The sequence below is a fragment of the Methylobacterium sp. E-005 genome (genome assembly GCF_022829725.1).
Lineage (GTDB): Bacteria > Pseudomonadota > Alphaproteobacteria > Rhizobiales > Beijerinckiaceae > Methylobacterium.
Window position 1 is genome coordinate 1 of record NZ_JAKSYG010000156.1, and the last position, 18,941, is coordinate 18,941.

The following is an 18,941-nucleotide window of genomic DNA, read 5'->3' on the forward strand; positions in this document are numbered from 1 at the left end:
TCCTGGATAAGGCGGACGCGCACGCAGCGGCCCTACGCTATCGAGGCCGATTGCGGCAGGTCCACGACACCTTCGCCGTACGCCGCGCGAACGAAGAATCGGGGCGCGGCCAAGAGGAACCTGGCGACAGGTCCAGTGGCCGAACAGCAGAAAGCCCTCGGTCAGGTGAACGGGGGCTTGTCGCTGGTTGTTCGTGGTGTTGGGTTTGCGTGACAGGATTTGACCCTGTGAGTGTCAGCGTAGGGGCCTAGCGAGCTCCCGGGCAGATCGCCCCCGCGCCAAGTGTGTGGGGCTGGTCCGGTGCGCCGACGCGGTGTGCGTGCGGGCGATGGCTCCGGGGCCGGATGGGTGTCGTGTCGAGGGAAGCGCGCCGCCTCTGGGCGAGCGACGCGTGGATTGCGATGTGCGGGTCTGGCGGCGACCGACTCTCCCGTGCCTTGAGACACAGTACCATGGGCGCTGGGTGGAGCAGCCCGGTAGCTCGTCAGGCTCATAACCTGAAGGTCACAGGTTCAAATCCTGTCCCCGCAACCAAATCTCACGACACACAAGCAGAAAGCCCGCTGAGCCATACGCTCCGCGGGCTTTTGGCCATCTTGGGTGGCGACGAGGTCGACCCGGGCCGATGCCCGCTGTCGGAGTTGTGAATCGTTCCGGATCCGTGCGTCTCGAAAGTGGTTCGCCGGCCCCGCCGATCCGTCTTGACGGCCTGTCTGCTGATCTGCGATGCGGCCGCTTGGCCTCAGGCAGTGCTGCTGGCCCTCGGGCGCCTCGGTTGAGGGAGACGATGCTCTTAGGCGCGGCGCGGGGGGACTCGCCGAACGGGACGGTTGATGACCGCGACGGCCCCATCCGGGCGCTCGCGCGGCGCCTCGACGAACTGCCGATGTCCCGGCTTCACTGGGTGATCCTCGCGGTCAGCACGCTCGGCGTGTTCACCGATATCGCCGAGGTCGCCCTGAGCAACGCGCTGGCGGCCATCTTCCTTGCTCCACCCCACAATCTGCCGCGAAGTAGCCTATCGCTGCTGCTGGCCTCCGTGTTCGCGGGCGGGGCGATCGGCGCGCCGGTCTTCGGACTGCTGGGCGACCGGCTCGGGCGGAAGCGCGCGCTTCAGATTTCCCTGGTCCTGATGACGATCGGCTCGCTCGCGGCCGCGATGAGCACCGGCCTCACGGCGCTCACGGCGGCGCGCGCGGTGTCGGGCTTCGCGATCGGCGGCTTCCCGCCCCTGGTGGCGACCTACCTCGCCGAGGTGATGCCGCCCCGGCGGCGCGGTGCCATGCTGATGATCTGCGCCGGGATCGGGTTCCTCGGCGGTTCGGCCGTCATCCTGCTGGTCCAGATCCTCGCGCCGGCCACGCCGCTCGGGATCGAGGCGTGGCGCTGGGCGCTGATCCTCGGGGCCGGCTTGGCGGCGCTCGCGGCCGGACTGTTCGCGTGCGTTCCGGAATCGCCCCGCTGGCTCGCCTCGGCCGGGCGCCCCGTCGCGGCCTGGGAGGCGTGCCGGCGGTTCGAGGATGCGGTCGGCGCCCAACCGGCCACGCCGCTCGGGGAACCACCACGGCCCGTGCCGCCCGAGGCACCGGCGCCCGCCGGGGAGCGGCCCGTGCCCCACCGGACCGCCCTGTTCATCGCCCTCTACACCCTCGCGCCGTGGGCGACCCTGGGCTTCCCCCTGCTGAGTGCCGTCGTGCTCCTTGAGAAGGGCTTCAAGGTCGAGCAATCCCTGGTCTTTGCCGGCCTGTCGCTGCTCGGACCGCCGCTGGGGACGTTGCTCACGGCCCCTGTCGTCGACCGGCTGGAACGGCGGGGCTGCCTTGCCGCCCTGGCCGGGACGATGGCGGCCCTGGGCACGGTTTTCGCTGCAAGCACCGGATTCGTCACCCTGGTCCTGCTCGGCATCGCGTTCAACACGGCGGCGGCGACCTATGGGGCGATCCTGTCGATCTATGCGACGGAACTGCTGCCGACGCGGCGGCGGGCCTCGATCCTGACCTGCGCCTGGGCGGGCGGCCGAATCGCCTCGGCGCTGGCGCCCTTCGTCCTGTTGCCGGCTCTGGCGGCCTACGGACCCCACGGAATGTTCGCCGTCATCACGGCCGTTCTGGTCGCGAGCGGAGCGCTCCTGCTCGCTGGCCCGCGGGGCCTGTCCGGTAAGCCCGTCGCGCAGAACCTCTGAGCGCCGGAGGCTTGGTTTCGAAAGGGCGTGCCCTTTCGCGGGTCCAGGGCAGAGCCCTGGTGCCGGACCTCGTCGGGTGTCGGGCTGCGCCCGGGGCGGTCAGGCCGTTACCCCGACACCCCACCAAAGGGCTCGCCCTTCGAAAACCCGCGATTTCACGCCGAACAGACCCCGGGGCAGTCGATGTCCTCCCGGCGACGGAGCGGTGCCGCATCTGTGACATACCCGCGTCCCATCGCAAACGGGCGCTCCCTGTTGTCAGGCGCGCAAAATCCGGACGATAAAGTGTTCGCGACATCCGGTCTTGTCTACGGATGATGACGGGAGCCTCACGCGTGTCCAGCCCGGCCCTCGTCCCGAGCCTCGTCGAGTCGACTCACCATATCGAGCCCGAACGGGCCTTCGACTTCTGGCGCACCACCGCGCTCGCGCGCTTCGGTGACATCGCGCGCCTGCGTCCGAAAGAGCGATTCTCGGCGAAGCGCCTCACCGTCGTCTCGGCGGATTGGATCCTGACCCATACGATCAGCAGCCCGGTCGGGGTAACGATCAGGCCCCGCCACATCGACCGCAGCGGCCGCGACATGGTGGTGATCGGCCTCGCCGTCGACGGGATCGGGTATCAGGAGCAGTGCGGCAGCGGCGCGCAGCTTTGGGCCGGCGATGTCGGCTTCCTGTCGCGCGGCCAGCCGATGGTGGCGGGAGCCCAGAGCGACTACGAGGAGATCCGGCTGGCTCTGCCGCGGGAGACGTTCGAGGCTCGAATCGGCCCCATCGACACCCTCGTGGGCCGCAGCATCCGCGCCGATGGCGGAAGCGCGGCGTTCGGGGCATTCCTGCGCACGGTGACGGCGTCGATCGCCTGGATGTCGGAGGCGGAGGCCGAGGCCGCGATCGATGGGGCGCTGCACCTCCTCGGGACGCTCGTCGGCAGCCGGACCGGCGAGGCCGGTGCAGACCTGTCGCGGGTGGCCGTCGAATCCCTGGCGCGTGCCCAGATCGCGCGGCGGATCCACGATCCGAACCTTGATCCGGCCGAGATTTACGCCGCCTTGGGGATCTCCCGGTCGAGCCTCTACCGGGCCTTCGCGGCGTCCGGCGGCATCGCGGCGGCGATCCGCGACACCCGCTTCGATCTGGCGCGGCGACGGCTGGAGGCTCCGCGGGACGACGCGATGAAGATCGCCACGATCGCGTATGCCTGCGGCTTCAGCGACGTCCCGGCGTTCAACCGCGGGTTCCGCAGACGCTTCGGCCTGTCGCCGCGCGATCTCCGGGCCGCGCGCCCCTGACCGGAGCGCGGAGCAGCCCCCATTTCCGGTGGATGGCGCGGCCGGCGATCAGCGACCCGGGAAACGCACGGACGCATCACAGGCCCTTCGATGGACCCAGGCGGCATCGCGGATGCCGGGCGGCCCGTCAGACACGGTTCCAGAAAACGAGGATCAGGGTCGCGTAGGCGGCGATCAGCAGCGCGGTGCCCTGGAGATCGACACGGGCGCGCCGTTGCGGATCCGGCGACAGCCACCAGCCGAGCCGCTTGGCGGTCCACGGCACGAACTGCGCCGTGAGGAACACGCTGAATACGTTGCCGATGAACAGGGCAAGGGGGAAATCCAGCTTCCAGGTGCGGTCGAGGATCGGCGTGCCGACCAGCAGGCCCCAGAGAAAGACCGTCGGATAGAGCGTGAGGATGACGATCATGTTCATCTTCCACCACACGGGGGCCGAAGCCCCGGCCGGCGCCACATCGCGGAACCACTGCTCGAAGCCGCTCTGCACCGTCCGCGCGTGAAACTCGGCGGTCAGCGGGGCCGCCTCGGCGACCAGTGCCTTCCGCTCGGGGGAGTCCATCCAGGCGTGCAGGTTCGCCGCGCCATCGAACCGCAGGATCGCGACACAATCCTCCTGCACCCCCGGCACGGCCGGCTCGAACCGATAGCCCTGCAGGCCGGGCGCCTTGGATTGCGCCGCGGCGACCTTCTGCTCCCAGAGGCGATAAGCCGCCTCCATGCCGGGCTTCACCCGGGTGCTGATCACCGCGCAGGCCGGGGCGGTGCGGGCCGCGCCGGCATCGTCCTGGACGATATGGACGTCGTCGCGGCCCAGGAGCATGGCGGCGGCGCCCGCGATGCGGGCCCTCCGCTCCGGGGAGCCGAGCCACGCCTTGGCCTGCTCCAGGCTGCCGAAGCGCTGGAGGATCACCCAATCCACTTGCAGGGGCGGGTGCGGGGGGAGCAGGCGCTGCTCGATGAAACCCGAAAAGGTCGCAACGACCGCGCTGGTCTCGGCCTGCCACCGGGCGAAGGCGTCGGCGCTCTCCGGACGGACGGTCGTCTGTGTCACGATGCTGACGGATGTCGGAGACGCGCTCATGCGTTCGCTGGTCCTTACCCACACGTGTCGCTGGATGCGGCGTCGCCGACGGGTCGATCCCGATCGCCGGCCGAACCCTCGAAAGGGTCGAAGACCGCGCGCTCCGGATCGGAGTGGTCACGCAGGGCGCGGAGTTTCTGCCACGTCTCGGGCGCGAAAGCCGGCGGAACGATCTCCGGATGCCCGACTGTATCGGACCCGCCGATGTGCTGGCCGACCTTGTACCGCCGAAGCGCGTCCGTGATCGCCCGATGCCAATCGGCATTGGCCTGATCGAACCCCCCGCACCCCGCCACATCGTCCAGGGGGCCCATAGACCTTGGACGTCATGGATCGCGCCCTGGTCCGCTGCAGTCCCGGACCGGTCGGGCTGCAGAAGATCGTCAGCGGGACCCCGCTCGTGTCCGGGGTGCCTTCGGCCCCAGGTCAGGGCCGCTTGAACCAGCTCGCCGGGGCTGTGATCGGAATAGGCCGCCTCCACCCGGGGTGTGAGCCGCCCGGACATGGCGTCCGAGCGGGCTGCCCGATCGATCAGATGATGGATGTGGCTCAGTAGGGGACGCGGTCCGCCTTCTGGGCGTATTTCTTCCAGACCTCGACGGCCTCTTCGCGCATCATCTGCTGGGTCGGGATGGAGCGATCTCCGACATCCTTCTTGAGCTCGCCATAGATCATGCTGTCATCGAAGCCACCGTATTCCAGGGCATCCTTGACCTGCGCGGCATAGTAGATCCGCTTGATGCCGGCCCAATAGGCGGCCGCCAGGCACATCGGGCAGGGCTCGGCGCTGGTATAGAGCGTCGCGTCCCGGAGCTTGAAGCTGCCCTGTGCCTTGCAGGCCTTGCGGATGGCCTCGATCTCGCCGTGCCACGTTGGGTCGTTCTCCGCGACGACGCGATTGGCGCCCTCCGCGAGGATCTGGCCATCCTGAACGATCACGGAGCCGAACACCCCGCCGGCGCTGTCGATCAGCGATGTCTTCTCGGACAGGGCGATCGCGCGCGCCATGAAGTCTTCGTGCGTCTCAGTCATGGAAGTCCCTGCCTGATGTCCTGCCGGTGAGGATGCGTATCATCTCGCTCGGCCGATGGATGGGCTGCCCTGTCGCGGGGCGTGCCTCCGAAGATTCATGTCTCGGTCGGGCAATGGTTCCGATCAGGGTTTTCCTGAGCGCCCCGCACCTTCGCAAACAATGCCCCCTCTGGACGTTCGGCCAGATTGTGCGCGTGGATCTCTGCCCACCCCGGTCTGGAGCCGGACAACGGGGCGCAAAGCCCTATCGCCCCGCCATCGGGTTTGCGCAGAAGCACTGTCATGGCTGGGGCAATCTGTATCCGAGCCGGTGATCGGCTTGCCAGTTGAGTAGACCTGGATGCCGCATCAGCGTCAATGCAAACCGCCGCCGGCACAAGTTCCACATGTAAATATTTGGATATCCGGAATAAGCAGCTCGAACGATTGCCTCGGACATGCGAAAATGGCGCATGGAAAGAGCTGAATCGTTCACCGCGACACGTTTCGGGCCCTTCGTCACGGGAGCGTCATGAGCCCGATACGCAGGAACAAGAAAAATCGGCTGGCCCGGCGGATGGATGGGGGCGCGTCACCGCGGGCTGTCGGGCAAGGTCAGCCCGCAGGGGCCATCTGCTTCCGGAACGCCGCCAGCACCACGTCCGGCGAGACGTCGCAGCCCGCCGGCACGACGATCTTGACCGCGACGTCGTCGCTCGTGGGGTTCCGTCCTGTTGTGAGCCGGGCCCAGGCCCTCTGTGTGAAGTAGATCACGTTGAGGCCGACGGTCGCGAAGCGACGCCCGAGGTTCCAGCCGCGCCAGATGTAGGTGATCCGGTCTCCGGGATGCGGCGCGTCCATCAGCGAGGGATCCGAACCGTAGGGACCCGCATCGACGAAGGTGACGAGGGCCGGACTTGAACAGGTGCCCAAAGGTGCGCGGTAGCGCCCGGCCAGGGCCCGCGGCAGCATGACGCCCGCGCCGAGGTCGATCGGCGGAAGGGCGACCTCCCGGGCCGGCATCCCGCCGGCCTCGGACGGACCGGCATAGGCCTGGAGTCGGATCGCCAGGGAGGCTCCGAGGAGGAGGCTCAGCAGGATGAGGCAACCCCAGGCCGGGGCGGTCAGGATCGGCGGCTCGGCACGCATCCGCGCTCCTCGATCCAGAGCAGCGCCGGGACGATCATCGCCACGGCGGAGCTCAGCGCCACCAGGGACGATCCCAGGTGATCGTGCCAGAAATGGAAGGCCTCCCGGGAGGGAAGCATCGCGAGGATGCGCGCGGCGTTGATCGCCACGACGAGGCCGAAACTCGTCGCCAGCACGCCCAGCGCCGCACGGCTGACCGGCCGCTCGGCGATCTTCAGGATGGAGAGCCAGACCAGCACCGCCAGCGACAGATTGTGAAAGGACGAGCAGCCTTCGAGGACGGTGATCGCCCAGTCGCTGCGAACGCGGAGGCTGGCGCCCTCCAGGCCGATCCCACCATAGACCAGACGGCCGATCCCGGAGATCAGGCCGACCTCGACGCCCTCAAGGGATTGATAGAGGATCCTGAAGACGAGCTTGCCCCACAACTCGTAGATCGACAGCGCGACCCAGATCTGCCCGATACCGGACCAGGGCCGCTCGCCGCGCCTGCGGAGCAGAAACCAGCCCCCGGCGAGCGTCATCGCCAGATAGACCCCGTGCGGCTCGGGTATGAACCACGCGAGGGCCGACAGCGCCAGAACCGTGCGATCGGATCGCGCCAGCACCATCCCGCGCGCCGGAGCGGCCAGGATCTGGCACAGGAGCGCGGCCAGCGCGAACGCTTCGCCGACATTGAATTCGATGAGGTGCTGGGCCGTCTGGGTCGGCTCGAACAGGTGGCGCTGCAGGGCGGCCGAGAGGACGGTGCCGGCAGAGAACATCAGGACGGTCCAGGCCGCTGCACGGTCAGCGAGACCCGCGCCCCGTGCATCCGGCCGGCGGTCCGTGCCGCCCTGCGCAACATCAGCCATGAGCGGACCGTCAGGCTGTCGGATCGACTCGGCGGATCCGCCGACGGCGCAGCAACGCCACGGTCCCGCCGACGAGCATCAGACCGAGGGTGGCGTTGACCTCCGGTGACGGGGCGCCCCCCGTATTCCCGCTCGACCCGCCGCCGGAACCGAAACTGAAGGCCGATTCCGAAAAAATCCCGATGCTCGCGGCCGGTGCGGGCGCCGGAGCCGGAGCCGGAATCTGTAGGCCACTCGTCAACGCGCCGTTCCAGCCGCCCGCGAGCGCGTTTCCACTGCCGGCCCACGCGGGATTGTTCGATTGAGTCATGAGGACCGAAAAACAGATTATACTTACGTATTTCATATCCGTCCCCTCCTCCACATTGCTGATTTAATAGAGGGGCGTAATGAGATGTGAATGCAAGCATTATATAAGCGTGACAGTTTTAATTCACATCTTCTTCCGATTATTAACTATGTTCGTTCGTCCAGGGCATCGTGGCGACTGCGTAGACCAGTCGAGCGTCTGATCCTCGGTAAGCTTGACAGATCGTCATACGAATCTGTGCCTGCGCTGACCCCGCCGCGACTCCGCTCATCCGCGGTAAAGTCGGACGACAACGATGTGCCGGGCATCGTCCTCCCGCTATCTCCGGTGGTCACCCAGGGCGCTCTCCGCTGATGGGGACGCCGATCGGCGCAAGAGTGCGCCAAGGCAGAGGCTCCCGGCCGGGGGCGCGGCCGACCATGATCCGGGCTGTCAAGACCAGTTGAGTGCGGTGCCCTCAACGGATGGTGAACTGTGTTTAAAGGATCTGTTTACCAATAAAGTCTTCTTACGTTCTTACGGGTGGGGACGAGAAAAGTGTCGTGAGTGATATAAAGCGGTTCTCCGACGACGCCTGTTCCCGGCTGGCCGACCTGATCGGCCCGGACCGCGCTGGCGCGTCCGGCGGGCGGTTCGACGCGTCCCTTCGCGTCGTCGCATCGGTGGACGAACGGACGCCGGTATCGGACTCGGACGTCGAGCCGCAGGATTGGAGCGGGCTGGTCGATCTGGTGCATGGGGCCGCGCGCCGCCTGCGACGGATCGAGGTCGGTGCCCGCGACCAGGATCGATCCCTGGGAGAAGCGCTTCAGCGGGCTCAGGACGGGATCGTCGCCGCGGATCTGCGCGCCCAGCAAGCCGAAACCCTGGCGGACGAGGTGCGCCATCGTGCCGAAGCCCGCGTCGCCGCCGCCGAGGCGCGGGTGGCGGCTGCCGAAGCCCGGGCGCGCGGGGCCGAAGACAGGGCGCGCCACGCGGAATCGTGGCTGATGCGCGTGCAGGCGACCATCCTGTCGGAGTTTCCCGAGCCGAACGCCCAGGTCGCGGCATGAGCGGACCGTCCGAACTGCCGCCGCCCGCGCCGCGCCCATTGCCGAAGCCGGGCGACGGGCCGGCGCCGGATCCACGCCGGATGCCGGTGCTCGTGGTCGATGATGTGCCCCTGATCCGCACGGTGGTCCGCGCCGTCCTGGAGCAGATCGGCGTGCGCGACGTCCACGAGGCCCCGGACGGGGCCGCCGCGCTGGAGATGCTGAGCGCGCATGCCTACGGCCTCGTCATCTCGGATCTCCACATGTTTCCGATGTCGGGTTTCGAGCTCCTGCGCCGGGTGCGTGACGACCGTCGCCTGCGGGAGACGCTGTTCGTGATGATGACCACGAAGGAGCACGCGCACGCCTTCACGGCCGTGCGGCGGGCCGGGGTAAATGCCTGCCTCGTCAAACCCTTCATGCCGGCCGATCTGCGGCGGACCCTGGCGGAGGTGTGGTCGGCCTGACCGTGATCCGTGCCCACCCGGAGTGCGGCGCCCGGTGCCTGTGGTGTCGACGGCCGTCTTAACCCTGTCCAGATCGTTTCGGAGCCCGCAATCGATTCGGATGTGAAGCCATCAGGGAATGGCTCTACTGTTTCCCGCGTGATGTGCGGCCGACTGAGCGCCGTCGTCTTGCGTTTTCACGGGTGGAGCGATGCGGAGCGCACGGCTGGGCTATGTCGACACGATCCGCGGCCTCGCCGCCCTGGCGGTGATCTATTTCCACGTCGCGGACCATCTCGTGAAGACCGGACAGGCGGGGAGCGGGCTCGAGCGGATCCTGTTCGAGCTGCTCACCCAGTCCGTCGACCTCGGGAAGGTGGCGGTGGTGATGTTCTTCGCCGTCTCCGGCTTCGTCGTTCCCTATTCGCTCGACGCGCGCAGCCGCACCCCCGTCCGGGATTTCGCGGTCAGCCGGTTCTTCCGCCTCTATCCGGCCTACTGGCTCTCGATCCCCCTAGGGATCTACGCCTTCTATGTCGCGCCGGGTCGGGACATCGCGGTCTCGACCGTTCTGGCCAACCTGACGATGCTCCAGCAGTTCGTCGGCGTCGAGAACATCATCCTCCTGTACTGGACGCTGCAGATCGAGCTGATCTTCTACGGGCTCTGTGTGCTCCTGTTCTGCGCCGGGCTGCTCCAGCGGACGCGCGGCCTCGCGGGCGCGGCCGTGACGATGCTGGCCGCCGCCATCCTGATGGCGGTCGCCCGCCATCACCTCGGCAAGGCCCTGCCGGTCGCTCTGCCGCTGGCCCTGGCGATCATGCTGTGGGGGACGCTCTGGCGCCGCTGGCATGTCGAGGGGCAGGCCGAGGCCCGGCGCGCCGCCCTCGGTGTCCTGGCCCTGATCGCGCTGGCGATCCCCGTCGTCTCGGTGCTGGCCTATGGCCGCGATTTCGGCTTCGGCGAGACGTGGTACCGCTACACCGCCACCTACGAGACGGCGCTGCTGCTCTTCGCCCTGATGACCACCCGCTGGCGGATCGAGGCGCCGCTCCTCGCGTGGCTCGGCGCGGTGAGCTACGGCCTCTACCTGTTCGGCCCGGTCGCCCAGGAGGTGGTGTTCGCCGCCGCCCGGGCGGTAGGGCTCGTCGTCCCCGGCCACGTCCTGATCGCCGCCGCGATGCTGGTCGCGCTGGCCATCGCGGCCCCGGTCCACCGCTTCGTGGAGCGGCCCTGCATCCGCCTGGGCCGGCGTTTGATCGGGAATCGATCGATCCCCCGCCCCGGCATTCCGAAGGGCTTGCCCCTGGGTCGGTTGCCGGGGTGAAGCCCTGGCGCGTTGAAGCGCGACAGCGGGGCGCTGCCCTGCAGCCGCAAAAGGTCCCGGACCTTTTGAATCCGGGCCTTCAAGGCCCGCCCGTCAGCGTCCCCCGGCGCTGCGACGGGTGCGTCGCTCGGCCTTGCGGGTGGCGGTCTCGCGCAGGTGCTGCTCGATGGAATCGTTGGCGCGGCCGCGCATGTGGCGGATCGCCTCCACGTCGTCGAACGTCTCGGGGAAGCGCCGGGACAGCCAGAGATAGGCGCTCGCGAGCTTCACGGTCCGCTCCTGGTAGTCGAGGGCGCCTGCGAGGTTGCCGCGCAGAGCCGGCACCGTGAGCCCCGCCGCCCGCGCCTGGCACCAGCGCTCCAGCAGCCCCATGGCGATCTCGTCGCGCCGGTCGATCGGGCAGACCGAGAAGGCGAACTTCTCCTCGATCGGCAGCCGGGCCCGGTCGACGGTGCGGGCGACGTCGAGCACCTCCTCCAGGGCCGAGGGCTGGAACGGCGAGCCCGCGTAGAAGGTCGCCCGGGCGAAGTGGGTCAGCACCTCGTAGAGGCTGTGGGTGCGCATCTCCTCGGCCACCGAGCGGATCGCCCCGAGATCCGGCCGGACGAAGAAGCGCGTGTCGGCCGCCGGCGCCGTCGGGGCGCCCGAGAGGGCGGTGCGGATCGGCTCGATCGCAGTGGCGTCGGTCGCCGCCACGTAGCCGACATCCTGGTGGCCGTAGCGGCCGGCCCGGCCGGCGATCTGGCGGAGTTCGGAATGGGTCAGCGCCCGCTCGGCGGTCCCGTCCCACTTGCGCACCGCCGAGAACACGATCCGCTTCAGCGGCCCGAGATTGAGCCCCATGCCGATCGCGTCGGTGGTGACCAGCACGTTGGCCTCGCCGGAGCGGAAGCGCGCGGCCTCCGCCCGGCGGACCTCCGGCGAGAGGGCGCCGTAGATCGTCGCCACCCGGTGGCCGCGGGCCACCAGGATCTCGCGGTTCTCATGGACGGCCCGGCGGGAGAAGGCCACGACCGCGTCGCCCGCCTCGACCTTCTCCAGGGGGACCGGCTGCTCGATCAGCAGCAGCGGCGACTTGCGGGTGAAGGGGATGACCTCCAGCGACTCGTTGGCGGCCTCGGCGGCGCGGCGGACATACGACAGGGCGTCGTCGGAGCCGCAGACGATCACGGTCCGGGCCGCGACCCCGAACAGGGCGTTGGTCCAGGCCCAGCCGCGGTCGGGGTCCGACAGCATCTGGATCTCGTCGATCACCGCGACGTCGATCGGCCGGGTCAGGTCGGCGGTCTCGATGGTGCGGGCGGTGTGGGTCGGGTTCGCCTCGCCCAGCACCTCCTCGCCGGTGATCATGCCGGCGCGCAGGCCCCGCTCGCGCAGGGTCTCGTAGTTCTCCAGGGCGAGGAGGCGCAGGGGCGCGAGATAGGCGCCGGTCTCGGCTGCCGTCAGGTGCTGCAGGGCCGCGTAGGTCTTGCCGGAATTGGTCGGCCCCATGTGGAACAGGATTTTCCGGTTGAGGCGCCGGGCGGCCGTGAACCGCTCGATATAGGCGCCGAACCCGACCTGATCGCGCAGCCGGCGCAGGCGCGAGCCCTCGCGCGCCACCGCCTTGGCGTGGCGGCGGACGGGGGTGAGCGTATCGTTCAGGCCCCGGGCGAGCTTCGGCCCGTAGGTGAACACCCGGGACCGGAGCGACCGGTCCATATGGGCGATGTAGGCGGCGGCATCCGCCCCGACCTCGCGCAGGTCGACCAGGAGCTGCGCGCGCAGCCGGTCGACCGGCTTGTGCAGGGCGCGGGTCGCCTCGAGGGCGGTGCGCGCCAAGGCCGCGCGCAGGGCCTCCAGCCCGTGGGAAGGATCGTTGCGGGCCGCCATCCGGGCGAGGATCGCGGCCGCCTCCGGATCCGGGGCGACGTCGAGGCGCAGGTCCAGCCGGCCGTTGTCGAGGAGCGGGATCTCGGTCCGGACCAGCCACGTGATCCGGTGGTCCTTGGTCACCACGGCCCGCAGGTTGGGAATCGCCTGCCGGATCGCCGGGACCCCGGTCTCCGCGAAGGCCCGGGCCGCCTTCATCGCACGCAGCGCCTGGGCGACGCGCTCGTCGTCGACCTCGGCGCCGTACTCGGGCAGGTCGAGCTGGGCGAGCAGCCGGTCGAGATCGACCGCCTCCGGGGACAGGCCGAGCCGGCCGAGGGATTCGATCAGGCTTTCGATCGTCGGACGGAGACGCTTGCGCGCCATGCGGTCACCTTGGGCAGAAGCGTCTCACGCCAACCCGGACTGTGTCGGGCGCGTTCCGGATCCCCTTCATGCGCCGGGCGGAGGCGGCGCGCCACTCCGGATCGCTTCGCCGGGCTCGCGATGACGGCGTGTCACGGCCGCCCCGCCGCCTCCGCGAGCCAGCCGCAGAAGGCGCGGATCGCCGGATCCTCCGTCCGGGCCGCCGGGACATAGGTGTAGTAGCTCCGCGCCGGCAGGGCCGGGCCCGCGAAGGGCAGGGTCAGGCGGCCCGCCGCCACGTCGTCGGCGATCAGCCGCTCGGGTCCCATGGCGACGCCGAGCCCGTCGAGGGCGGCCTGGAGCGTCAGGTAGAAATGCTCCAGCGTCACCGAGGCCTGCGGCGTCAGATCCGGCACGCCCGCCGCGCGCAGCCAGTCCGGCCAGACCCGCGGCAGCGTCGCGGCGTGCAGCAGCGTGTGCTGCCGGAGTTCGTCGGGTGAGGCGAGCGGGAGGCGCCGCAGCAAGGCCGGGCTGCAGACGGGGATGCGCCGCTCGGACAGGAAGGGCTCGGCGACGTGCCCGGGGCGCGTGTCCGGCCCGCCCCGGATCGCCACGTCGAACGACTCCGTCAGTTGCGCCAGGGGCACGTTGGAGGTCGTCAGCCGTACCTCGATCGCCGGGTTGGCCCGCTGGAAGCCGGACAGGCGCGGGATCAGCCAGCGCAGGGTGAAGGTGGCGAGGGCGTTGACATGCAGCAGACGCGGCCGGCCGCGCTCGACCTGCCGGGCGGTGGCGAGGGCGATGCGGTCGAGGGCCGCTCCGATCTCGGCGGCGAAGGCGGCGCCGGTCTCGGTGAGGACGACGCGGCGGTTGTGGCGCTCGAACAGGGGCGCGCCGAGCCACGCTTCCAACATCTGCACCTGCCGGCTCACCGCCCCGTGAGTGACGTGCAGCTCGTCCGCTGCCCGGGTGAAGCTCGCGTGCCGGGCCGCGGCCTCGAAGGCTTTCACGGCGTTCAGGGGGGGCAGCCGCCGATGCACGGGTCAGATTTCCTCACGCGTCTGTCAGCATAAGTCGTTTGTCAGCCGCCAACCAGCCGCCCATCCTGAGCCGGTAGCCAGAAGGTGACAGGATGGCCCTCGCGTCGAACCCGACCGCATCGATCGACGCCGCCTCACCCGGGGAGGCCCGGCGCATCCTCGCGGTGACAGGGCTGAACCACGCCCTGCACGACGGCTATACCGATCTGATCTACGTGCTGTTGCCGGTCTGGCAGGCCGAGTTCGGCCTCGACTACGTCGCCCTGGCGCTGCTGCGCTCGCTCTACAACGGCGCCCTGGCGGCGCTGCAGATGCCGGCGAGCCGCCTCGCCCGATCGTTCGGCGCCCGGACCGTCCTGATGCTCGGCACCCTGCTGAGCGCCGTGGGCTACGCCGTCGCGGGCGCCTCGGGGGGCCTGATCGGGCTCGGACTCGGCCTGCTGCTTGGTGGGGCCGGCAGCAGCACCCAGCATCCCCTGGCCTCGGCGGTGATCGCCCGGGCCTACGGATCCGCGGCCCGGGGCCCGCTCGGCACCTACAACTTCACCGGCGATCTCGGGAAGGCGGCGGTGCCGCCGCTGGTCGGCTTCCTGCTGACCCTGACGGGCTGGCGCCACGCCCTGTGGGTGGTGGCGGGCGCAGGACTGATCGTGGCGCTCGCCGTCGGCCGGCTGCTGCCGCGTGATCGCGCCTCACGCAAGGCCGCTCCAGGCGCGGCGGCACGGGCACCGGCGCGGGCCATCGGCGCGCCCGCGGCGCGGGGCGGCTTCCGCCTGCTCGTCGCCATCGGCATGCTCGACAACGCCGCCCGGCCGGCCTTCCTGATCTACCTGCCGTTCCTGATGCAGGAGAAGGGCGCGGCCCTGACCACGGTGGGTCTCGCGCTCTCCCTGGTCTTCATCGGCGGCGCCCTGGGCAAGGCGGTCTGTGGCCGGATCGGCGAGCGCCTCGGCGTGACCCGCACGGTGATCCTGACCGAGACCGGAACCGCCGTGATGATCCTCGCGGTGATCGCGCTGCCGCTCGCGCCCGCTTTGCTTCTGCTGCCTGTGCTCGGCGTGATGCTGAACGGCACCTCCTCGGTGCTCTACGGCACGGTGCCGGAGCTCGCCCCCGGCGGCCAGGTCGAGCGGGCCTTCGCGGTGTTCTACACCTGGACGCTCGGCGGCAGCGCGCTGACGGCGCCGCTGCTCTACGGGCGGCTCGGCGATGCGGCCGGCCCGCACTGGGCGGCGGCGGCCTCGGCGGCGACGGCGCTCGCCGCGGTGCCGCTCATGCTGGCGCTGGCGCCGCATCTCGGGCCGGGGCGCGGGCGGGCCTGATGGACGGCGTCAGCGCATGCCGGAAAACCGGGCCGGATCCCGCCGCGGCCCCGGTAAGTCCGTCGGCGCGGATTTGCGCGAGGACGTCGTGCATCGTGGCACCGGGGCGACCGGCTTGATCCGACAGCTGACGCCCCGCGTCCAAGATTCCGTTCGCCGCCGCATCGCCCCGCACCGCACGCCGAGAGGCCGCACGGAGCCCGAGCCCACGGTGGCCCCGGCAGCGGCCCGTGAGAGCGCTCTCCACCGACAGGGGCGCCGGTTCAGCGCAGGAGGGCGCGTTGCATCGACTGCCCGGCGGGCAACCTCCATCGGCTCGACCATGCGGCGGGCTGGTTTCGACCGAGGCCAGTCGCTCCGGCCCATCGGCGTGATGGTGGGATGCGGACGTCGCCCAGAAGCCGGCCCTGATTGCGGTGCACACGGTACACGACACAAGACCGGAAGCCCCTGATCCCCCGTCCAACCCACCCCTCATCCCGAGGTGGAGGGCTGGATGCAATCGGGCGCTGTCCTGTCCCATGGCGTTGCACGTGTGCGTGGCCCGCAGTCATTGTGGCGCGCGCTCTCGCGCCGAACCAGTATCCACTTCGCCGGTGAGCGCTCCCGCTGTCGCAGCTCGGTATCGTCCCGCCCCAGAGCGGAGGCACAAAATCCACGCTCTGCTAGAGGGTTCAGGCGGCGACAGGCCCGACGACAGGATCGCGGTCCGCCTACAGGCCGGGCGCCTTGATGATGGCGGCGGGTGCTGTGGTCTGGACCGGGCGTTCGACATCGCTGGTCTTGGATCGATGCGTCCGTATCCCCATGACCGCGTACGCGATCTGCACACCGATCAGCACGGCGATGAACCCCAGCAGCGTCGCGCTGATCGGCTGCGTGACGAAGACCGTGAAGCTGCCGCGGCCGAGCAGCATGGCGCGGCGGAAGTTCTCCTCCAGCATCGGGCCCAGGATGAAGCCCAGCATCAGCGGGGCCGGATCGAGGCTCAGACGCATCAGGACGTAGCCGAGCAGGCCGAAGCCCGCGGTGATGAGAACGTCGTCGAGGTTGTTGTTCACGCTGTAGGTCCCGACGCAGCAGAAGAACAGGATCGACGGGAACAGGACGCTGTAGGGGATCTTGAACAGCGACAGCCAGAACCGGACCAGGGGCACGTTCAGGATCAGCAGGAAGCAGTTGCCGATCCACATGCTGGCAACGAGGCCCCAGAACAGGTCCGGGTGCTTGGCGATCATGTTGGGGCCGGGCTGGATGCCCTTCATGATGAAGGCCGCCATCATCAGCGCCATCACGGCATTCTCCGGGATGCCGATGCTCATGAGCGGGATGAAGCTCGTGCGGGCGGCGGCTTCGTCGGCGGCGGCCTGCCCGGCGACGCCCTCGATCGACCCCGAGCCAATCTCGTGCCGGTACTTGCTCACCTTCTTGTCGATCGCATAGGCGGCGAATTGCGCGATGGTGGGGCCGCCCCCCGGCAGAATCCCGAGGAGCGAGCCCACCGCGCTGCCGCGCAGCGCGCTCGGGAGGATGCGCTTGAATTCCGGCCAGCTCGGCATCAGGTGGATCTTGCCGTTGAACGGCGTCCGCTCCTCGCGGGCGTCGAGGTTCCGGCAGATCTCGGCGATCCCGAAGCAGCCGAGCGCCACGCTCACGACGCTCACGCCGTCGGCCAGCGGCGCCAGGCCCAGGGTGAAGCGCAGCGTGCCGGATTCGAGGTCGGTCCCGATCTGGCCGAGCAGCACGCCGAGCAGGCACATGGCGAGGCCGTTCAGCAGGCTGCCGGTCGTCACGAGGCTGACGCAGACGAACCCGAGCAGCATGAGCGCGAAATACTCCGCCGGCCCGAACAGGAAGGCGACCTGTCCGAGGAGCGGCGCCAGGAACGCCAGGACCACGATGGCGACGGTGCCGCCGATGAAGCTCGACACGCCCGCGGTGAACAGCGCGAGGCCGGTGCGACCCTTCAGCGTCATCTGGTAGCCGTCGATGCAGGCCACGATGCTCGACGCGTGCGGAATCTTCATCGTGATCGCGCTGACGCTGTCGCCGTACTGGGCGCCGTAATAGATCCCGGCCAGCATGATCAGCGCGCCGTCGACCGGGATCGAATAGGTCAGGGGGAGCAGCAGGCTGATCGTCGCCAGCGGGCCGAGCCCGGGCAGCAGCCCGATCAGGGTGCCGATGACGCAGCCGATCGCGCAATAGAGCAGGTTGCTCCAGGTGAGCGCGTGCTCGAACCCGGAGGCGAGGTTCGTGATCACATCCATCAGATCACCTGCAGGTTGAGGCCGAGCAGCTTCTGGAACGCGAGCGCCACGGCGATGAGGGCGACCGAGACGGCCAGCACCCGCTTCCACGAGTAGGACGTGGCCGCGAGCGACGAGACCATGACGAGGAGCACGATCCCGAGGACGATGCTGGCGACCTGGGCGGCCACCACGAAGACGACGAGGCTGAGCAGGATGATGCCGATGTTGCGCCACGCGAAGGGGATGGGCTTGGCGGGCTCGAATCGCGCCTGGACCAGCGTGATGACGCCGATGAGGAGGAGCAGGGCGCTGACCAGCAGCGGGAACAGGCCGGCGCCGGCATGCGCGAAGCTGCCGATCGGGTAGCGGAGCGCCGTCAGACCGAAGCAGAGGGCGATGGCGCTGAGGACCACGCCGCGGACGGCATTCTGGTTGACCATGTCGGGGCTCCGGACGTGTCGGCGCTGGCGCCACGGGTTTGAGCGGGAGGGATGCCGGACCTGTCCGACGGAGGCGGGTGCCGATCAGCCGGGGGCCGGGCCGCGCGCCGTCGCGGCGAGGCCCCCGTCGATCAGGAGCTCGGTGCCGGTGACGTAGGCGGCGCGGTCCGAGGCGAGGAACAGGGCGGCCTCCGCGACGTCGAAGGCGGTGCCCATCCGGCCGAGGGGGCACTGGGACGCCCGGAGCGCCTTCATGCGGTCGAGGCCGCCCGCATAGGCGCCCGCGACGGTCTTCTCGATGCGCGGCGTGTCGATCAGGCCCGGGACGATCGTGTTCGCCCGGATGCCGTAGGGCGCGTTCTCGACCGCCAGCAGGCGCAGGTACTGGATGAGCGCCGCCTTGGTGGCGCCGTAGGCGAGGTGCGGATAGCCGACGTCCCGCAGGCCCGCGATCGAGGCGGTGGCGAGGATGACGCCGCGGCGGCGCGCGCGCATATCCGGGAGGACGGTCGTGGCCGCGAGGTGGAGCGCGGTGAGGTTCGCGTCCGAGATCCGGCGCCATTCGGCGGCCGAAGTCTCGGTCGAGGGGCCGGCCTTCCCGATGCCGACATTGAAGTAGAGGATATCGATCCCGCCGCGCGCTGCGCCCGCCGCCTTGAGGCAGGCTGCGAGCCCGTCATCGTCCGAGACGTCGACGCAGACGGCCTCGGCGCTACCGCCCTCGCGCAGGATCAGGTCCCGGGTCTCCTGGGCCGCCGACAGGTCGCGGTCGGCGGCGACGACATGGGCGCCGGCCCGGGCGTAGAGCAGGCCGATCGCCTTGCCGATGCCCCAGCCGGCCCCGATCGAGCCGGCCCCCAGCACCACGGCGACGCGGCCTTCGAGGTCGCGGCCGGGGGCCGGCGCGGTCTCGGCTGGCATCATCGGGCTATCCCTTCCGCGGAGCAGTCATCGATGGGGTGTGGGGCGGCGTCCATGCGCAGC

General features: G+C 69.8%; 15 protein-coding genes and 1 tRNA gene. 7 read left to right on the top strand and 9 right to left on the bottom strand.

Annotation, left to right across the window (positions count from 1 at the left end):
• The first annotated feature begins 457 nt into the window (after window positions 1–457).
• The 3 genes from MKK88_RS17005 (at window position 458) to MKK88_RS17015 (ending at window position 3,474) form a co-directional block, all read left to right on the top strand.
• A tRNA-Met gene (locus tag MKK88_RS17005) sits at window positions 458–534 on the top strand.
• A 352-nt stretch (window positions 535–886) separates the two neighbouring features.
• Window positions 887–2,182, top strand: coding sequence for an MFS transporter (locus MKK88_RS17010; RefSeq protein WP_244001699.1), 1,296 nt, complete (start codon window positions 887–889; stop codon window positions 2,180–2,182).
• Between the two features lie 335 nt (window positions 2,183–2,517).
• On the top strand, window positions 2,518–3,474 hold the full coding sequence (locus MKK88_RS17015) for a helix-turn-helix domain-containing protein (protein ID WP_244001701.1): 957 nt from the start codon (window positions 2,518–2,520) through the stop codon (window positions 3,472–3,474).
• Between the two features lie 127 nt (window positions 3,475–3,601).
• Here the strand turns inward: MKK88_RS17015 and MKK88_RS17020 are convergent, their stop codons facing one another.
• The 4 genes from MKK88_RS17020 to MKK88_RS17035 all read right to left on the bottom strand — a co-directional run bounded on the left by MKK88_RS17020 (window position 3,602) and on the right by MKK88_RS17035 (window position 7,572).
• A complete protein-coding gene (locus MKK88_RS17020) occupies window positions 3,602–4,558 on the bottom strand; it encodes an antibiotic biosynthesis monooxygenase (RefSeq protein WP_244001703.1) in 957 nt (318 codons plus the stop codon).
• Window positions 4,559–5,107: 549 nt separating this feature from the next.
• Window positions 5,108–5,590, bottom strand: a complete 483-nt coding sequence (locus MKK88_RS17025) for a nucleoside deaminase (RefSeq protein ID WP_244001705.1) — start codon at window positions 5,588–5,590, stop codon at window positions 5,108–5,110.
• 594 nt (window positions 5,591–6,184) lie between these two features.
• Complete coding sequence (locus MKK88_RS17030; protein WP_244001707.1) at window positions 6,185–6,718, bottom strand: hypothetical protein; 534 nt, start codon at window positions 6,716–6,718, stop codon at window positions 6,185–6,187.
• Window positions 6,694–7,572, bottom strand: a complete 879-nt coding sequence (locus MKK88_RS17035) for a hypothetical protein (protein ID WP_244001709.1) — start codon at window positions 7,570–7,572, stop codon at window positions 6,694–6,696. Before MKK88_RS17035 ends, MKK88_RS17030 begins: the two co-directional genes overlap by 25 nt.
• Before the next feature lie 852 nt (window positions 7,573–8,424).
• On the opposite strand from MKK88_RS17035, the gene MKK88_RS17040 reads away from it, so the two are divergent.
• From MKK88_RS17040 to MKK88_RS17050, 3 genes are all read left to right on the top strand, one after another.
• On the top strand, window positions 8,425–8,934 hold the full coding sequence (locus tag MKK88_RS17040) for a hypothetical protein (protein ID WP_244001711.1): 510 nt from the start codon (window positions 8,425–8,427) through the stop codon (window positions 8,932–8,934).
• The gene (locus MKK88_RS17045; RefSeq protein WP_244001713.1) at window positions 8,931–9,380 is read left to right on the top strand and encodes a response regulator; all 450 of its coding nucleotides are present in this window, start codon (window positions 8,931–8,933) and stop codon (window positions 9,378–9,380) included. Before MKK88_RS17040 ends, MKK88_RS17045 begins: the two co-directional genes overlap by 4 nt.
• A gap of 190 nt (window positions 9,381–9,570) precedes the next feature.
• Window positions 9,571–10,686, top strand: a complete 1,116-nt coding sequence (locus MKK88_RS17050) for an acyltransferase family protein (protein ID WP_244001715.1) — start codon at window positions 9,571–9,573, stop codon at window positions 10,684–10,686.
• A gap of 93 nt (window positions 10,687–10,779) precedes the next feature.
• Here MKK88_RS17050 and MKK88_RS17055 read toward each other — a convergent pair whose 3' ends face one another.
• Entirely contained in the window at window positions 10,780–12,924 is a 2,145-nt protein-coding gene (locus MKK88_RS17055) for a helicase-related protein (protein ID WP_244001717.1), read from the bottom strand.
• A gap of 131 nt (window positions 12,925–13,055) precedes the next feature.
• Window positions 13,056–13,943 (bottom strand): transcriptional regulator GcvA, encoded by an 888-nt coding sequence (gene gcvA, locus MKK88_RS17060; RefSeq protein ID WP_244001719.1) that lies wholly within the window; start codon window positions 13,941–13,943, stop codon window positions 13,056–13,058.
• 92 nt (window positions 13,944–14,035) lie between these two features.
• Here gcvA and MKK88_RS17065 point away from each other — a divergent pair, with 92 nt between their 5' ends.
• A complete protein-coding gene (locus tag MKK88_RS17065) occupies window positions 14,036–15,265 on the top strand; it encodes an MFS transporter (protein ID WP_244001722.1) in 1,230 nt (409 codons plus the stop codon).
• A 713-nt stretch (window positions 15,266–15,978) separates the two neighbouring features.
• Here MKK88_RS17065 and MKK88_RS17070 read toward each other — a convergent pair.
• The 3 genes from MKK88_RS17070 to MKK88_RS17080 all read right to left on the bottom strand — a co-directional run bounded on the left by MKK88_RS17070 (window position 15,979) and on the right by MKK88_RS17080 (window position 18,881).
• Window positions 15,979–17,535, bottom strand: coding sequence for a tripartite tricarboxylate transporter permease (locus tag MKK88_RS17070; RefSeq protein ID WP_244001724.1), 1,557 nt, complete (start codon window positions 17,533–17,535; stop codon window positions 15,979–15,981).
• Window positions 17,535–17,957, bottom strand: coding sequence for a tripartite tricarboxylate transporter TctB family protein (locus MKK88_RS17075; RefSeq protein WP_244001726.1), 423 nt, complete (start codon window positions 17,955–17,957; stop codon window positions 17,535–17,537). Before MKK88_RS17075 ends, MKK88_RS17070 begins: the two co-directional genes overlap by 1 nt.
• 84 nt (window positions 17,958–18,041) lie before the next feature.
• The gene (locus tag MKK88_RS17080; protein WP_244001728.1) at window positions 18,042–18,881 is read right to left on the bottom strand and encodes an SDR family NAD(P)-dependent oxidoreductase; all 840 of its coding nucleotides are present in this window, start codon (window positions 18,879–18,881) and stop codon (window positions 18,042–18,044) included.
• Window positions 18,882–18,941: the final 60 nt, after the last annotated feature.

What these genes read in the sequence shown, in the direction of transcription:
- MKK88_RS17010 (WP_244001699.1), top strand. Translation starts at nt 887, where the DNA reads ATGTCCCGGCTTCACTGGGTGATCCTCGCGGTCAGCACGCTCGGCGTG.
- MKK88_RS17020 (WP_244001703.1), bottom strand. Translation starts at nt 4,558, where the DNA reads ATGAGCGCGTCTCCGACATCCGTCAGCATCGTGACACAGACGACCGTC.
- MKK88_RS17025 (WP_244001705.1), bottom strand. Translation starts at nt 5,590, where the DNA reads ATGACTGAGACGCACGAAGACTTCATGGCGCGCGCGATCGCCCTGTCC.
- MKK88_RS17030 (WP_244001707.1), bottom strand. Translation starts at nt 6,718, where the DNA reads ATGCGTGCCGAGCCGCCGATCCTGACCGCCCCGGCCTGGGGTTGCCTC.
- MKK88_RS17035 (WP_244001709.1), bottom strand. Translation starts at nt 7,572, where the DNA reads ATGGCTGATGTTGCGCAGGGCGGCACGGACCGCCGGCCGGATGCACGG.
- MKK88_RS17045 (WP_244001713.1), top strand. Translation starts at nt 8,931, where the DNA reads ATGAGCGGACCGTCCGAACTGCCGCCGCCCGCGCCGCGCCCATTGCCG.
- MKK88_RS17050 (WP_244001715.1), top strand. Translation starts at nt 9,571, where the DNA reads ATGCGGAGCGCACGGCTGGGCTATGTCGACACGATCCGCGGCCTCGCC.
- MKK88_RS17055 (WP_244001717.1), bottom strand. Translation starts at nt 12,924, where the DNA reads ATGGCGCGCAAGCGTCTCCGTCCGACGATCGAAAGCCTGATCGAATCC.
- MKK88_RS17065 (WP_244001722.1), top strand. Translation starts at nt 14,036, where the DNA reads ATGGCCCTCGCGTCGAACCCGACCGCATCGATCGACGCCGCCTCACCC.
- MKK88_RS17070 (WP_244001724.1), bottom strand. Translation starts at nt 17,535, where the DNA reads ATGGATGTGATCACGAACCTCGCCTCCGGGTTCGAGCACGCGCTCACC.
- MKK88_RS17075 (WP_244001726.1), bottom strand. Translation starts at nt 17,957, where the DNA reads ATGGTCAACCAGAATGCCGTCCGCGGCGTGGTCCTCAGCGCCATCGCC.
- MKK88_RS17080 (WP_244001728.1), bottom strand. Translation starts at nt 18,881, where the DNA reads ATGATGCCAGCCGAGACCGCGCCGGCCCCCGGCCGCGACCTCGAAGGC.